The 13,907-nt window shown below is 69.0% G+C and carries 16 protein-coding genes and 3 pseudogenes; 16 read left to right on the top strand and 3 right to left on the bottom strand.

Annotated elements, in window-relative coordinates; genetic code table 11:
* The 6 genes and pseudogenes from JGS39_RS33710 to JGS39_RS33690 form a co-directional block, all read left to right on the top strand.
* Positions 1-924: response regulator transcription factor (locus JGS39_RS33710; protein ID WP_219573554.1), on the top strand; the 924-nt coding region annotated here is incomplete at its 5' end.
* A 242-nt stretch (positions 925-1,166) separates the two neighbouring features.
* Positions 1,167-1,397: a hypothetical protein gene (locus JGS39_RS33705; protein WP_219573553.1), complete on the top strand. Its 231-nt coding sequence runs from the start codon at positions 1,167-1,169 to the stop codon at positions 1,395-1,397.
* Positions 1,397-1,507 (top strand): annotated as a pseudogene (locus JGS39_RS41740) (pilus assembly protein TadG-related protein); the annotation flags it as partial. The gene JGS39_RS33705 and the pseudogene JGS39_RS41740, both read left to right, overlap by 1 nt.
* A 351-nt stretch (positions 1,508-1,858) precedes the next feature.
* Positions 1,859-2,068, top strand: coding sequence for a hypothetical protein (locus JGS39_RS41735; protein WP_308120871.1), 210 nt, complete (start codon positions 1,859-1,861; stop codon positions 2,066-2,068).
* Positions 2,069-2,099: 31 nt separating this feature from the next.
* Entirely contained in the window at positions 2,100-2,702 is a 603-nt protein-coding gene (locus JGS39_RS33695) for a hypothetical protein (RefSeq protein ID WP_219573551.1), read from the top strand.
* A gap of 8 nt (positions 2,703-2,710) precedes the next feature.
* On the top strand, positions 2,711-3,358 hold the full coding sequence (locus JGS39_RS33690; protein ID WP_219573550.1) for an OmpA family protein: 648 nt from the start codon (positions 2,711-2,713) through the stop codon (positions 3,356-3,358).
* A 342-nt stretch (positions 3,359-3,700) separates the two neighbouring features.
* Here JGS39_RS33690 and JGS39_RS33685 read toward each other — a convergent pair whose 3' ends face one another.
* Complete coding sequence (locus JGS39_RS33685; RefSeq protein ID WP_219573549.1) at positions 3,701-4,948, bottom strand: MFS transporter; 1,248 nt, start codon at positions 4,946-4,948, stop codon at positions 3,701-3,703.
* 89 nt (positions 4,949-5,037) lie between these two features.
* Between JGS39_RS33685 and JGS39_RS33680 the strand changes: the two genes are divergently transcribed.
* A complete protein-coding gene (locus JGS39_RS33680; RefSeq protein WP_219573548.1) occupies positions 5,038-6,018 on the top strand; it encodes an ArsR/SmtB family transcription factor in 981 nt (326 codons plus the stop codon).
* A 229-nt stretch (positions 6,019-6,247) separates the two neighbouring features.
* Positions 6,248-6,637: pseudogene (locus JGS39_RS33675) on the top strand (mycothiol transferase); the annotation flags it as partial.
* A gap of 1 nt (position 6,638) precedes the next feature.
* On the opposite strand, the gene JGS39_RS33670 reads toward JGS39_RS33675, so the two are convergent.
* Positions 6,639-7,073 (bottom strand): nuclear transport factor 2 family protein, encoded by a 435-nt coding sequence (locus JGS39_RS33670; protein WP_219573547.1) that lies wholly within the window; start codon positions 7,071-7,073, stop codon positions 6,639-6,641.
* An 84-nt stretch (positions 7,074-7,157) separates the two neighbouring features.
* Here JGS39_RS33670 and JGS39_RS33665 point away from each other — a divergent pair, with 84 nt between their 5' ends.
* From JGS39_RS33665 to JGS39_RS33635, 7 genes are all read left to right on the top strand, one after another.
* The gene (locus tag JGS39_RS33665; protein WP_219573546.1) at positions 7,158-7,538 is read left to right on the top strand and encodes a winged helix-turn-helix transcriptional regulator; all 381 of its coding nucleotides are present in this window, start codon (positions 7,158-7,160) and stop codon (positions 7,536-7,538) included.
* A gap of 110 nt (positions 7,539-7,648) precedes the next feature.
* A complete protein-coding gene (locus tag JGS39_RS33660) occupies positions 7,649-8,140 on the top strand; it encodes a DUF2975 domain-containing protein (protein ID WP_219573545.1) in 492 nt (163 codons plus the stop codon).
* Positions 8,140-8,361 carry a helix-turn-helix domain-containing protein gene (locus JGS39_RS33655; protein WP_094221353.1) on the top strand — a complete coding sequence of 74 codons (222 nt, stop codon included), beginning with the start codon at positions 8,140-8,142 and terminating at the stop codon, positions 8,359-8,361. Before JGS39_RS33660 ends, JGS39_RS33655 begins: the two co-directional genes overlap by 1 nt.
* A gap of 120 nt (positions 8,362-8,481) precedes the next feature.
* Positions 8,482-8,826 carry a hypothetical protein gene (locus tag JGS39_RS33650; protein WP_219573544.1) on the top strand — a complete coding sequence of 115 codons (345 nt, stop codon included), beginning with the start codon at positions 8,482-8,484 and terminating at the stop codon, positions 8,824-8,826.
* 98 nt (positions 8,827-8,924) lie between these two features.
* Positions 8,925-9,425 (top strand): hypothetical protein, encoded by a 501-nt coding sequence (locus JGS39_RS33645; protein ID WP_219573555.1) that lies wholly within the window; start codon positions 8,925-8,927, stop codon positions 9,423-9,425.
* Between the two features lie 266 nt (positions 9,426-9,691).
* Positions 9,692-9,898 carry a hypothetical protein gene (locus JGS39_RS33640; protein WP_219573543.1) on the top strand — a complete coding sequence of 69 codons (207 nt, stop codon included), beginning with the start codon at positions 9,692-9,694 and terminating at the stop codon, positions 9,896-9,898.
* A 21-nt stretch (positions 9,899-9,919) separates the two neighbouring features.
* The gene (locus tag JGS39_RS33635; RefSeq protein ID WP_219573542.1) at positions 9,920-10,795 is read left to right on the top strand and encodes a hypothetical protein; all 876 of its coding nucleotides are present in this window, start codon (positions 9,920-9,922) and stop codon (positions 10,793-10,795) included.
* A gap of 93 nt (positions 10,796-10,888) precedes the next feature.
* On the opposite strand, the gene JGS39_RS33630 is transcribed toward JGS39_RS33635, so the two are convergent.
* Entirely contained in the window at positions 10,889-13,072 is a 2,184-nt protein-coding gene (locus JGS39_RS33630; protein WP_219573541.1) for an N-acetylmuramoyl-L-alanine amidase, read from the bottom strand.
* Between the two features lie 419 nt (positions 13,073-13,491).
* Here JGS39_RS33630 and JGS39_RS33625 point away from each other — a divergent pair.
* A pseudogene (locus JGS39_RS33625) lies at positions 13,492-13,907 on the top strand (peptidoglycan-binding protein); the annotation flags it as partial.

The following is a 13,907-nucleotide window of genomic DNA, read 5'->3' as shown; positions in this document are numbered from 1 at the left end:
CCCCCAGGACCGATGAGGGTCGTCATCGCCGACGACAACCCCGTGGTCCGGGCGGGGCTGGGTGCCCTGCTCTCCGGCCGTAACGACATCGAAGTCGTCGCCGAGGCCGCGGACGGCCGCCAGGCCTACGACATGGCCGTTCAGCACCGCCCGGATGTCGTGCTGCTCGACGTCCGCATGCCGGGCGTGGACGGCATCTCCGCGCTGCCGCACCTGGTCCGGGTCGCGCCGGTGATGATGCTGACGTACAGCCGTGAGAGCGAGATCGTCCACGAGGCGCTGCGGCTGGGCGCGGGTGGGTACCTGGTGCACGGTGAGTTCACCGCCGACCAGTTGGTGCAGGCCGTGCGCGACACGCAGAGCGGCCGGGCCCATTTCACTGCCACGGCGGCGAACGCGCTCCTGGCTCATATGCGCCAGGGCCCGGGACCACAGGGGGCGGTGCTGCCGGAGGGACTGGGTACGGCGCTGACCTCAGGTGTTCCGTATCAGCAGCCCGGATATGACGGCCGCGCTCCTGGTTCGCCGCAGCAACACGATGCGTATGCACATCCGCCGATGCCTTTGGCACCCTCTCAACAGGCCTCATCCGGCACGCGACTGACTGCCTCCTCGCAGGGTCTTTCGCATTTGCAATCGAATGTGGGACAGTCTTCCGTAGCTGGGAGGCCGGGTACGCCCCCTGACAGGCAGCAGTACGGGCTGAGTTCGAGGGAGGTGGAGGTCATGGACCTGATCGCGTCCGGCATGAGCAATCAGCAGATCGCCGCCACCTGCTTCATCAGCGAGAAGACGGTCAAGAACCACATCAACCGCATCTTCACCAAGCTGCACAGCGGTAGCCGCAGCGAGGCGATCGCCCGCTGGCTCGGCACGGCATCGTCTGCAGGACCTGCTGCGCGGGGGACAGGTAGTCATGGCTGATCGGGGGATCGAGCGAGACGTGGCGAGTCAGGGCCTGGGGGCCCACTCCCGGGCACGCAGGGCCCAACTGCTGGATTGGGCCCGGGAATGGGCCCTGGGACCCTCTGGTGGGCATGGTGTTCCGCCGTATGTTTCTCGTATCGCAAACGGCACCGGCCAGGAGGAAGCCGGTAACGGGAGCGAGATCAAAGGAACTTGCGAGTCGGCCGGCAGTCGGTCGGCCGAATCTGGAGGGGAACACCATGTCGAACATCACCCTGAAGACCGCCGTCCGCGTCAACGGCTGGGCCAACACCGCGGTCTCCAAGATCCAGAAGCGCTACGAGACCGCGGACCGCGGCCAGACGGCCTTCGAGTACCTCGGCATCATCCTGGTGGTCGTCGCGATCATCGGTGGCATGGTGGCCTCGGGCATCGGCGGCGCGATCACGACGCGCATCACCGGCCTGGTGAGCTCCATCACCGCCGGCTAATGGCACTGCGCAAACGCCGCGATGCAGGGCAGGCCTTCCCCATCTACATTGTGATGGTGGCGGGCCTGCTCTTCCTCGCGTTCGCCTTCTTTGCTGTCGGTCAAGCCTCCGCCACGCGCAACGGTGCCCAGGGCGCCGCGGATGCTGCCGCGCTTGCTGCCGCGCAGGATGCCCGGGATGGCCTTGGCGCTCCACTCCTTGAGGCCCTTCGGTCTCCTGAGGGTCTGGACGGTTTTCTGCGCTTTCACCAGTACGGCTGGGCTGGTTGCGGTAGGGCCCAGTGGCTGGCGTCTGACAACGACTCCGACCTCGATCCGGGTCCTGGTGTTCCTGGTGGGTGCGCTTGGGACATCGGATACCTGCGGGACAGGGTCACGGCCAGGGTGAAGACCCGCTACACCGTCGGGGATTCAGTAGTCCCTGGGACGGAGACGAGGCACGCCACGGCCCGGGCTACTGCCGTGATCGAGTTTCGGTGCGGCCCCAAGGTGAAGGATGTTCCGGCGACCGAACCCGGCGATGATGACGGGGCCGACAAGGGCGGTGAGGCTAGTCTGCCTGTAGTCACCCTCGTTTGCGACGGACGGGACGTCCCGATCGATCTGGGCAGCAGCGACCCCTTGGCCGGTCTGAGCAAGTTGATCTTTGCCGTGCACTTGATCGACGACTGACAGCGAACGACGAGTAAAGGAATCTGAACCCATGAGCATTCGGCGCACCACGAAGTCCCGACGGGCGGTGGCGGCTGCCTCAATGGCTGCTGTGCTGACTCTTGTTGTCACCGGATGCGGTGGCGATGACGGCGGAAAGGCGGAGGATTCCGGCTCTTCGTCGTCTGCCAAGCCATCTGGTGAGGACAAGGGTGCGGGGGACGACACCGCTGCTGGGGACCAGGTGGACCCGAATGCGAAGCTCGCCGAGGTCAAGGGCCAAGGCGGACTGACTCTCGTTATCAAGCAGGTGAAGCGCGACTCCGGTGGTTTCCTCACCGTTCAGGGGGAAATCAAGAACGAGGGCGATCAGTCCAAGAACACGGCTGGCTGGGCAGGATCAGAGAGCGCGGTCGTGGCAAAGAACCCGAACTCTGTCGCGGGAGCGACGCTGGTGGACAAGGTAGGAAAGAAGCGCTACTACGTTCTCCGCGACACGGATTCTAATTGCCTGTGCACAACGGGAATTCTTCCCCTGCAGCCAGGTAAGGCGACGCCTGTCTTCATGCAGTTCCCGGCACCGCCGGAAACCAGCACCGAAGTCGACTTCACCTTGCCCACCTTCGCCACCGCTTCCCTGAAGATCTCTGGGTGATGGCCGATATGAACTCCATTCGCACAGGGCGTCGGCCAGGCCATCTTGCAGGGCGGACCTTTGCCGTAGCAGTACTGCTGGCCGGCACCACGGTCTTCGGTGCGACATCAGCTCTGGCAGACGACGGCCCGAGCGTCCCGCCAGGCACCGAGGCCTCCTCCGAACCACCCGTCAAACTCGACAGCAGCGATCCCGACCTCAAGATGCCCGAGGGTGGCACCCTCGCCCCGGGCAAGGTCCTCGACATCATCCAGGTCGTAGAGGATCAGGGCGGCGAGGAGCGACGCGAGGACACGAACGCGGACATCAAGTTCGCGCTCCAGGCCGAGGTCCTGTTCGGTAAGGACAGCGCCAAGCTGAGCTCCGCCGCCAACTCCCGTATCGCCGCCATCGGTGCCGAGATCAAGAAGCAGAACGCCACCAAGGTGCGTGTCTTCGGCTTCACCGACAACCTTGGCTCCTCCGCACACGGTGACGTCCTCTCCAAGCAGCGGGCCAACGCGGTTCAGGCGGTGTTGGTGCAGTCCACGGGCTCGAACGTCACCTTCGAGATCCGCGGTTACGGCGAGCAGTACCCGATCGCCGACAACAGTACGGAAGAGGGCCGCAAGAAGAACCGTCGCGTGGAGGTGTCCTTCCCGCGCGGGGAGGGCTGATCGGCGCCTCGGCGCGGCTTGCGCACTCAACCTCACGGCTGATGCCGTATGCGCCACGCATACGGCATCGGCCGTGAGCCGTTTGAAGCGCCCCTGCCATGGCTCATCGGCCACCCCGGAGGTCGTGTCCAACGCGGCCGCCGACAGGATCTCCGCCGTGATCATGCTGATCATGGCCACGGCGATGCACAAGACGGCTCCGGCACTACGGGCACCCTGTCCTTGGGATGTCATGCCCGGGAGGTCAGAGGCAGGCGCGAACGTCCGGGCTTCAGGCGTCCAGTGGCACCTGCCTACCGGTTCCCCCGGTGTGTGCGACGCGTGGCCTGAGGATCAGCCATGTCAGATCGTGCGGCGAGCCGGGGCCGGTGGGTGCCAGGTGAGGATCCAGCCGGCGGTGAGCACCGCCGCGACGCCCGCCAGGGCAATTGCGCCGCCAGTTCCGATGCCTGCGGCCACGGAGCCGAAGCAGGCCGGCCCGATGCCCTGCAGCGTCATGCTGCCGGAGCCGAGCAGACCGAAGGTCTGGCCCTGGCCGTCCTCCGGCAGGGCGTCGAGGAACGGTCGTTGCAGGCCGAGTCCGTAGGCGAATCCGAAGCCGCAGAGCAGCAGCAGACAGGACGAGACGCCTACTCCGGGCTCGGCGGCGAAGCCGACCAGCGGCAGCCCCATCAGCACGATGAGCGGGACTACCAGTCGTTCCCGGGTGGGTGGCCGTAGCAGTCGGCCCACCAGCAGGTCACCGACGAGCATGCCCACCGGCAGGCAGCCCATCAGCACCGCGTACCGGCCGGGTGCGAAGTGGCGTTCTCCCGCGTAGGCGACGATCAGGCCTTCCGCGCCCGCTACGAACGCGGGCGGCAGCCACTGGGCCAGCATCAGTCGTCGCACCGTGTGTCCGCGCAGCAGTAGGCCGGCACCGTGCAGGCTCGCCCGAACGGCCCCGCCATCGCCCCGAGCGCTGCCGGGTGTGCCGCCGGACTCCTCCGGTCGCAGCCGGATGCGGATGGCGAGTGCGCAGCCGAGGTAGAGGGCGGCGCTCACCGCGAGCGCCCGGTGCGGACCGAGTACCGCGACGGCCGTGCCTCCCAGGGCCAGACCGAACAACTGCGCACCGGATCCGGCGATGTTGTTCAGTGAACGGCCCAGGACGTAGGCGTCGCCCTCCAGCCACTGGGCGACCAGCCGGCTCGACGCGCCGCTGAACACCGGTGTGGCGAGGGCGACCAGCGCCACGACACCGAGGCTTACCGCGATCGGCATCCGTACCAGGGCGAGCAGCAGGGCGGCGGTGCACTCCAGTGCGTAGCCTCCGGCGATGAGCGAGCGGGGCGGCAGCCGGTCGGCCAGTGAGCCCAGCAGCAGCGAGCCGAACAGCTGCGGGAGAAAGCCGATACCGAAGGCCAGTGCGCTCAGCAGCGCGGAGCCGGTGGCGGCGAAAACCAGCACCGAGAACGTGGTGATCCGCAGCGCGCCGGCAGTGATAGCGACGGTACGGGTCGTGAAGAGCAGCCGGAATCGCGGCTCGGCCAGTACCTCCCGGTAGGTGGCACGGTGGTCGCCCTGCGCGGATTCGGCGATTGGGGTCATGACGGCGAGCCTCGCCGCGCGCCCGTGCCACTCACCAATGATTCGTCGCTGGACGAATCGGAGCCGACGTCCGGCGATAGCATGACCGGGTGTTCCGCTTCGAAGTCTCCGTCGAGGACCTGCTGCGAAGCCGCTTCGCGCTGTCGCCCGCGATGGACCTCTGCCTGCTGCTGCGCTCGCTCGCCGGCCAGAACCGGCCGTTGCCACGCGCCTGGGCCACCCGGCTCCTGCCGGCCTTTGAACGGCTGCGCCGCGAGACCGAACTGGACGCCGTCCTCGCCCTGCACACGCCGCAAGCCGGACCGAACTTCGTTGCCCCACCTCCGCGCGGCCTCAACCAGACCTGGGCGGACGACCTGGCCATGATCCGGGCCACACCGCTGGAAGCGGCCCGCCGAGAATTCGCCACCACCGCGACCGGTCCGTCCGCCCGTGAACCCCGCGTACGCGCCGTGCTGGACTCGACGGACGCCGTCTCCCGGATCGCCGAGGCGATGGACCGGGCGTGGCACGAGTTGCTCGCTGCGGACTGGCCGCAACTGCGCGCGATCTGTGAGCGCGATGTCGTGCACCGGGTGGGCGTGATCGGCGAACACGGCTGGGCCACGACCATCGATGGCCTGCACCCGAGCATCAACTCGCGCGCCGGCGGTATCGAGCTCGGCTTCTTCCCCAGGGACGGAACAGTCCGCCTCGCCGGCGACGGGCTGCTGCTGATCCCTTCGGCCTTCGTCGGGAATGTCGCCGCCCAGCTGGAAGACCCCTGGCCCAGGACCTTGGTCTACCCCGCCCGCGGCACCGCCGCCCTGTGGGGTGAACAGGAGACCGTCCCCCGACCGGACGCGCTGACCGCTCTGGTCGGCCGGGCCCGGGCCCGGCTGCTGGTGGCGCTGGACGCCCCGGCCAGTACCAGCCACCTCGCCCGAAGCCTCGCCATGGCACCCGGCGCGGTGGGAGACCACCTTGCCATCCTGAGAGACGCGGGGCTGCTCGTCCGCGCCCGGTCCGGACGGTCGGTGCTCTACCGGCGTACCCCGCTCGGCGAGGCGCTGGTCGCCGGTTCCGGCTGAAGGCTCGGGTGCCGTGCCGTGCCGTGCCGTGCCGTGCCGTGCCGTGCCGTGCCGTGCCGAGCGATGAGCGGGCGGATGCCGGACTCACGGACCTGGCGGCGGTAGACGTTGTGGTCGTCCCCGCGGTCGGCGTAGCGGACATCGGGTCGCTGACGAGGGCGTCCCCGCCTGCCGGGAACGGGCGGTGCGGCGTGGACGCCATGAGCAGTGCATGGCAGGCTCCTCCCGCATGATCGATGAATTCGCGAAGGACAACCTGCACGGAAGACTGCGGCGGGACCGCAAGGCGCTGCTCTGGAAGCTCGACGGCCTGTCCGAATACGACGCCCGCCGCCCCCTGACAGCGACCGGGACCAACCTTCTCGGCCTGGTCAAACACGTGGCCACCGTCGAGGCCAGGTACTTCGGCGAGGTCTTCGACCGCCCTTCCCCGGAACCGCTGTGCCGGTGGCAGGACTCCGACGGCAGCGATCAGTGGGCGACCGAGGACGAGACCCGCGAGCAGATCATCGGGTTCTACCGGCGCACGTGGGAACACTCGGACGCGACGATCAACGAGCTTCCGCTCGACGCAGCCGCAGTCGCAACCGGTCACTCGGTCACTCGGTCATGGTCTGACGTCAGGAGGTGATCACGGCGGGGTTTCCCTCACTCCAGATGCTGGTGATCCTGCGGTGGGTGAAGCGCCAGCCGTCCGGGGTGCGGCGCAGCCGGTCGTCGTAGCGACCCCCGCCGAGGAACTTCTCGCCATCGGGCAGGCCATGGCGGACATGCTGGGCCTGGTAGTAGCACGTGTGCTCGGCCTCGTCACCGTGCACTGCGGCGACATGGTTGCCGTTCAGGTGATGGGTGGCGTCGATTCGCTCCAAGCTGGTCCTGATCCTGCCAACGATCGCGTCAGGTCCGCAGTGCCGTTCTCCCGAACCGCTGTACTCCCAGCACGCGTCGTCTGTGAACAGCGCGCCCAGCGTCTCCCAGTCCCTGGTGTCCAGTGCCGTCGCGTACGCGACCGCGGCAGCCTCGATCGCAGCGATGTCTGTGAGTTCCTGGAGCATTGAGCCGCCTTCCCGGCTTGGTGCACGATTTGATACTGAGTACATGATTGGTAACTGTCGGGCCCGGCGGAAGAAGGCACTTTCATGTCCCAGAGGCACATCGATGTGTCAGTCCTGGCCGGCGAGGCGTGCCCGGTCTCGGAGGTCCTCGATCACGTCTCCGGGAAGTGGAGCATCGGCATCCTGGTGGCCGCTGCGCAGGGTCCGATTCGGTTCACGGAGCTGGAACGTTCGATCACAGGGATCAGCAGGCGCATGCTCACGCTCAATTTGCGCAAGCTGGAGCGGGACGGCTTGCTCGTACGCACTGTCCATCCCGTCGTTCCGCCCAAGGTCGAGTACACGCTGACGGACATGGCCCAAGAGCTGCACAAGTCGCTGCTGGAGCTGACCGACTGGGCCAGGCGCCACGGCAGCACGGTCGCCGCCGCCCAGGCCGCCTACGACCGCGAACACAACAGCTGACGATCGCTGTCCGGAAACAGACCGGGCCGACGGTCCAGCCTCCGCATCAGCCTTGCTCAACCTATCGACTTTCGATAGATTCCTATTGTAAGTCGATGGGAAGGTGGGTCATGGGCAAGCTGACAGTGGGTGCGTTGCGCGTCGTGCTCGTGGTGGTGCTGGCGGGCACCGTGTTCGTACAGGCAGGGATGGTGTGGGTGCTGGTCGGCGGGAATGACCCCGAGGACGGTTCGCTCCCGCTGACTCCGCTGCGGGTGTGCACGATCCTGGGCATGGTGGCGGTCCAGGTCGCCCTGGTCTGCGTATGGCGGCTGGTGGCGATGGTGCGACGAGGGACCGTGTTCTCCCGCACCGCCTTCCGGTACGTGGACGTCATGATCGGCGCGATCGTGGCGGCTGCCCTCGTGTGGTTCACGGTCACGGGCGTCAACGCGCCGGGCCAGCGGGCCGATCCGGGCGTCACCGTCATCATGGGCGGGGTCGGTGTGGCCATCCTGGGGGTCGCGCTCATCGTGCACGTGCTGCGGCTGCTGCTTGCCCAGGCCCTCGCGCGCGACGTAGAAGCGTCGCAGATGCAGGCCGAGTTGGACGAGGTGATCTGATGCCGATCACGGTCGACATCGACGTGATGCTGGCACGGCGGAAGATGTCCGTGGGCGAGCTCGCGGACCGTGTAGGGATCACGCCCGCCAACCTGGCGGTACTCAAGAACGGCCGCGCCAAGGCGGTGCGCTTCGCGACGCTCGCCGCGCTCTGCGAGGTGCTCGAATGCCAGCCGGGCGACCTGCTGCGCTGGGAGGCCGAGGACGCCACGGGCGGGTGATGCGCCCCGGGCGGGCGTGAAAGCGCCTGGCCCCACCGGCCCGATGACACGGCGCGTGGACCGCTTCACCCCGGTCGCTCGGAACGCCCCGTTGTCAGTGGTGACCGCCACCATGGAGCCATGACCCACGCGGACCTCAACACCGGCATGGTCTGGCGCCTCCACCATGGTGACCAGGAGATCGCCCGGCTGAACGTGACCGGAGCGGACATGCCGTGGATGCACGCAGACATCGAAGAGCTACCGGGCTTCGAAGAGTTCCGCCCCGTCTTCACGGAGCAGGAACAGGCTGCCGACGAGGAGGACTGGGACCGGCTGGAGGACTGCTTCGAGCGGATCCGCTCCGCGCTGACCATGACCTTCCCCGACGGCACCCCGGTCGCCGAGTTCTGGCTGCGCATCCACGGCGACGGCACCGCCGGCTGGCGCTGGTACGGCGAACCGTTCGACGAGGTGAACTCATGAACCCGTCGAGGCGCTGATCCTCTGCCGGGTACTGTCCGCTTGTTCGAAATGAGCCCCAGGGGCACGGGGCCGTGCGAGGGAGGGGAGCGGTGAGCGATATGGGAGCGACCGGGAACTGGGAGCTGAGCGAGAGCGAGGGCGGGGTGCTCGCGGGGCGGTGGTGGAAGTGGGCGATGTCCGCTCCGGATGACGTCAGCCCGGTCCGGGACACGACGGGGGAGCATGCCGCGTGGAGTCAGCCGAGCGATCTTTGGTTCCTCGCCGGTACCTACGGCGGCCGGGTGGTGCGGCGATGTGCGATTCCGTCGGGCAAGCCGCTCTTCTTCCCCGCTCTCAACATGCAGCACGACAGGACGTACTCGAAGATTCCCCAGTCCGTGAAGGCGGCCGAGGCGTCGGCATTCCTCAATGGTCTTCCGCTGACCTTGCAGGAGTTCTCGGGACCGTTCCGTACGGGGCTGACCCGCCGCTTCGCCTCGGGGATATGGGGAGGCATCGCGCCGCTGGTTCCCGGTCAGTACGTGCTGGAGATCAAGGGCCGGGCTGTGGACGGCTTCTGGGTCGACACCTCGTATCACCTGGATGTGCAGGACGCCTGATCCGGCGGTACGCGCCCGGCATCGCGACGGGCGGTGCGGTGCCGGGCGCGTGCGCGGGCACAGCAGGCGGCCGGCCCTGCCGGCATTGATGTCGCGGACTTGCGGGAGCTGCGTGGGTGTACGTGAAGGGCGCGAGGCCCGTCCCGGCCCGGGCGGGCACGGGACGCTGCCCCTGGTCTTCCCGGCGGGGCCTTTCTTGTCGCGTCGTCGGGCCCGAGCCTTGGTGGTGAGGGCCGTCCGGCGACGGCCGGGAATGTGGGTGACTGATGTACGCGAGGCTGCCCCAGCGACAGAGCCCGCTCCCCGAACGGACAGCAGGGGCGAGCAGGCGGCCCTCGGACCCGGTTCCCCGGCTGGCAGCCCTGCAGCGCAGCATCGGCAATGCGGCGGTCACCCGTGAGCTGACCGGCACTCCCGTACAGCGCTACACCGAGCCGGACGCGGAGCGGGACATCGCGGACACCGTGCCGTAGGACCGGATCTCGCAGAACGGGATGATCGCGGTCTCCGGCCGCCAGGAGACCTACGCGGACGCCCAGTTGATCGAAGCGGCGAGTAGCGCGCTGGCCGCGTCGGAACGGGTCCGCATCCGCCTCGAAGCGGGCCGCGAGGTGGTGGTCGGCGGCCGGGCGCTGCACCGGGTGCTGCCCGTCTTCGCGTCGAGGGAGGCGGCCGAGGCCGCACAGGCGAACAGCGAACACGAGCCCCTCGCGGGCGAGAGCGCGGAAGCCAGGGGGACGAAGCTCGACTCCTACCGGCAGAGCGTGGTTCAGCCGCCCGCCGCACTCGGACTGCTCCTCCAGGACGTCGCCAGGCTGGTGGGCAGGGGACGTCCCAGCGACGGGAGCGTCAACGGTGTGCACCAACGGCTGCTCGCACTCGCGATGGAGAACCAGGGCGCAACGTGGGCCGCCGCGAACGTCCCGCTGAACCCGCTGCTCGACCCGGTCGAGTACCTGAAGACGGCGGGGCGGCTCATCGGCGTGATCGTCATGGAGTACGCCGGCTCCCGGGAGCCGGAGCGCGTGATGCAGGAGCTTCTCATCACGATGCCGAACGACTGCCAGGCCGCCGCGCAGAGGCTGCTCGGCACCAGGATGGGCGAGCTCCAACAAGCGCGGGCCGAACCCGCGGTGGGCCAGAACCACTACGTGAACCTGAGCGACGCGCCCGGTCGGTGGAACAACCATTTCGGCGCGGTGATCATGAGGGACGGCGACGACACCCTCACCTTCGAGGCGGCGGCGGACAGCACCAGCCGCATCGGCGAAGGGAAGTCCCTCGGCTACTTCGCGTTGTACGGCAAGCACGGAACCTCGCAGTCCTTCGACGAGGACCTCCGTCGGCAGAACGCCGCGGGGGGTGGCTGAGCGGCCGCTCCGAGTCCCGCTGTCGAACGGAGTCCTCCCGGGGCCGGAGCGGCGGTTGCGATACCGAGCCGCTCCGGCCCCAGGGGGCAGGCGTCAGAACCCGGTCTCGTAGGAGAGGTCCGCCGGCAGCACGTCGTTCCCCTTCGCGCCCTTGAACGGTGCGCGCCAGTCGCCGGTGCCCGCGTAGAAGTACGACCCGGGCTTCGGGCTCGCCCCTCTCTTCAGTGCGAGCAGGTCGGAGCGGCCGTCGCCGTTGCCGTCACCGATGCCGATGATGTCCGTGTACGTGCTCCAGCCCGCCCCGATCTTCGTACGCGAGGCGAACGTGCCGTCGCCCTTGCCGAGGTAGAGCCAGAGGACACCGTCCTTGTCGCGTGCGGCGAGGTCTCCGGCCGCCGCGCCGGCGAGGTTGCCGACGGCGGTGATCTCGTTGTAGATCCCCCAGCCGCCACCGATCCTCTTTCGCGCGGAGAAGGGGGCGTTGGCGTTGCCGGTGCCGCTGTAGAGCCAGAGCACGCCGCTCCTGTCCCGGGCGATCGCGTCGCTCACAGACGTGCCCGCCACGTTGCCGACGGACTCCATCCGGTCGTACACCTGCCAGCCGGGGCCGACGTTCGAGACGCCGCTGCGGATGAGGGAGTCGCCCGCCGCGGACGGCTGCATGCCGACGCGCACCAGACGGCCGCCCGCGTCGCGGACGAGGACATCGGGTGTGCCGTTCTCGTTGTAGTCGTGCGGGGCAACGGGACGGGTCACCGTGAACCGGCCGGTGGCCCGCAGTTCCGGACCGATGCCGTCGTCCGGCAGCGCGTTGATCTCCCAGGTGTACTCACCGTTGAGGGCGGGGCCGGTCGAGTCGAGGCTCGTCAGCTCCTTGCCGTTCCAGTGCATGCCGACCGTCCGCCGAGCCGGCGTTCCGCCTTCGCGCACGAGCGGCCACTGCAGCTTCTGGCCCGTCCGTACGTGGACCAGGGTCGCCCACACATACGCGTCACCCCGGGACAGGTCCCAGCTCATGTCGACGCCCTTGGTGAGCTGCTCACCGGTGATCACGGCCGGGACGTTGCTGCCTAGGAGGGTCACGGCGGTCGCCTGGCCGGTCGGCGCGACCATCGTGGCGGCAGGCTTCCCGTTCGCGCCGAGGGCAACCCGGTAGAGACCTTCCCCCATTGCCGTGGTGCCACCGCGCACCATCAGTGAGCCGTCGGGGGCGGGTGCGGAGGACGAGGCGTGCGTGAGGAGCTGGACCGTCTCCCCGGTCTCCGCCGATTCCGCGACGAACGGCCGCGGGGGCGTGGGGGCTACGCCGGCGTACACGCCATTGCCGTACTCGGTGGAGCGCGGCTCGCCCAGGGTCACCCAGTCGCCGAGCAGCCGGAAGTCGTCGCCGAAGTAGCCCGGCGCCTTGATCTGCTTGCGCTCGGCCGTGCCGCGACGGGCGACCTGGATGATCCGGTCCGCATCGTTCGCCTCGTGCCACGCCGTATGGGTGTCCGAGACGGCGGACTCGAGCATGCGCCATGGTTCGCCGGCCTGGACGTGCTGGGACACGACGGCGGCGGTGGCGAGATCGACGACGGCCTTGCCGCGGACCTCGTTGTATCCGAGCCCGCAGTCGAACAGGACGGTGTGCGCGGTGTGCGCGGTCGCGTTGAGGTCGCAGACCCCGGACGGCATGCCGGACACCACGCGGTCGGTCAGGGATCCGCCCTCGACGGTGACGAGGTGGGGCAGCCAGCCCCCTTCCTCCGTGTCCACCATGACGATCAGGGTCGAGCCGATCGCGCCGCGGAACCAGTAGTCCGCGCCGAGCCCGGCGAGGTCCACCTCCACAGGCGCGGCCGACGGCGTAGCCATGTCGTGGACCTTCAGGAACCGGCTGTCGTCGATCTCCGCCGCGTCCCCCGTCACCACGATGTCCGAGACTCCGCCGGTCACCGAGGCGGCGGCGGGAAGCACGGTCGACGTGCCGTCCGCGTAGCGCGTCCAGCGGTACTCGGGGGTGGTGGCGTTGCTCCGCGACAGGAAGCCGGTGATGCCGGCGCTGACGATCTCCGCGCTCAGCGGGAACCGTACGGTCGCCTCCTGCGGAGCCGCGTCGGCGGCGTTCGCCGGCACGGTGGCGGTGGTGCCGGTCCCGTTGCTGCCGCTCGTCGCAGCGGTGGCCGGGACGGCGGCCAGGGTCCCCCCGGTGGCCGCGAGGACGGCGGTGACGGCCAGGGCCGTCAGGCGTCGGCCGGGTCTGTGCTTGTGCTCCTGCGCACGCGTGTGATTCAACTGCGCTCCTCCCCTAGAGCGCAGGACATTAGCCGGTGCGGTCGGCCGGCCCATCACCGGGCTGACCTCTACCGTTCGCCTGTGCCGGGGAGTTGGGCCGCGGCCGAGGGCGACCGTCGCCGCCCGGCGGAACCCGGCAGCGTTGTCCCGGCGCACTCGTTCGGGTGAAAGCGGACCGTCGGGCGGCATGGCTGCCCCGTCTTCCCCGGAGGCGAAGGCGGCCTTCGTTGCACGGCCGCGCCATACCTGGAGCAGAGCCGGGGGAGCGGGCGGCACGCACGAGGCCGAGCCGGTCGCCGCGACCGCGTCGTTACGATCGGTGCCGCCGAGGCCGATGCGTCGACTCCTGCTGTCATGCACGGATCTGACCTGCCGATATGCCGCGATGCAGGCTGAGCGCAGGCGCCCGGCTGTTTCGCATGACGACGGGGAGACACATGGCGCAGGAGCGGGGCGGTCAGGGCCGGGGACAGAGCGCGGGGGCGCAGCTGGCGCTGCTGCTGCGTGGTTGGTGGGAGGAGGCGGGGACGTCGCGCGGGGGCGCCCGGCCGACGCAGCAGGCATTGGCGGTGAGGCTGGGGATCGACCAGACGACGCTTTCGCGTTACCTGAACCCGAAGCACGTATCGACTGCGCCTTTGAGGGTGGTCGACCTTCTGCACGTGCAGTTGCGTGCCCCAGCGACGGAGCTCGAACAGGCGAGGGCGTTGTGCCGGGGCGCGCTGCGGGAGAACGGTCGTCAACGGGCCGCCGAAGGTGACGGGGAGCCCGCCGCACCGGTGAGTACCGCGGACGAGTCCGATGGGACCCCCGCACCCCGTGCCACCCCCGGTGC

The organism is Streptomyces poriferorum (genome assembly GCF_019399235.1).
Classification (GTDB): domain Bacteria; phylum Actinomycetota; class Actinomycetes; order Streptomycetales; family Streptomycetaceae; genus Streptomyces; species Streptomyces poriferorum.
Note: the sequence above shows the minus strand (reverse complement) of the source record. Positions and strands in the feature narration are given on the sequence as shown.

Coding starts and splice junctions, on each gene's coding strand:
- JGS39_RS33705 (WP_219573553.1), top strand. CDS start 1,167: ATGTCGAACATCACCCTGAAGACCGCCGTCCGCGTCAACGGCTGGGCC.
- JGS39_RS33695 (WP_219573551.1), top strand. CDS start 2,100: ATGAGCATTCGGCGCACCACGAAGTCCCGACGGGCGGTGGCGGCTGCC.
- JGS39_RS33690 (WP_219573550.1), top strand. CDS start 2,711: ATGAACTCCATTCGCACAGGGCGTCGGCCAGGCCATCTTGCAGGGCGG.
- JGS39_RS33685 (WP_219573549.1), bottom strand. CDS start 4,948: ATGACCCCAATCGCCGAATCCGCGCAGGGCGACCACCGTGCCACCTAC.
- JGS39_RS33670 (WP_219573547.1), bottom strand. CDS start 7,073: ATGCTCCAGGAACTCACAGACATCGCTGCGATCGAGGCTGCCGCGGTC.
- JGS39_RS33665 (WP_219573546.1), top strand. CDS start 7,158: ATGTCCCAGAGGCACATCGATGTGTCAGTCCTGGCCGGCGAGGCGTGC.
- JGS39_RS33660 (WP_219573545.1), top strand. CDS start 7,649: ATGGGCAAGCTGACAGTGGGTGCGTTGCGCGTCGTGCTCGTGGTGGTG.
- JGS39_RS33655 (WP_094221353.1), top strand. CDS start 8,140: ATGCCGATCACGGTCGACATCGACGTGATGCTGGCACGGCGGAAGATG.
- JGS39_RS33650 (WP_219573544.1), top strand. CDS start 8,482: ATGACCCACGCGGACCTCAACACCGGCATGGTCTGGCGCCTCCACCAT.
- JGS39_RS33645 (WP_219573555.1), top strand. CDS start 8,925: ATGGGAGCGACCGGGAACTGGGAGCTGAGCGAGAGCGAGGGCGGGGTG.
- JGS39_RS33640 (WP_219573543.1), top strand. CDS start 9,692: ATGTACGCGAGGCTGCCCCAGCGACAGAGCCCGCTCCCCGAACGGACA.
- JGS39_RS33635 (WP_219573542.1), top strand. CDS start 9,920: ATGATCGCGGTCTCCGGCCGCCAGGAGACCTACGCGGACGCCCAGTTG.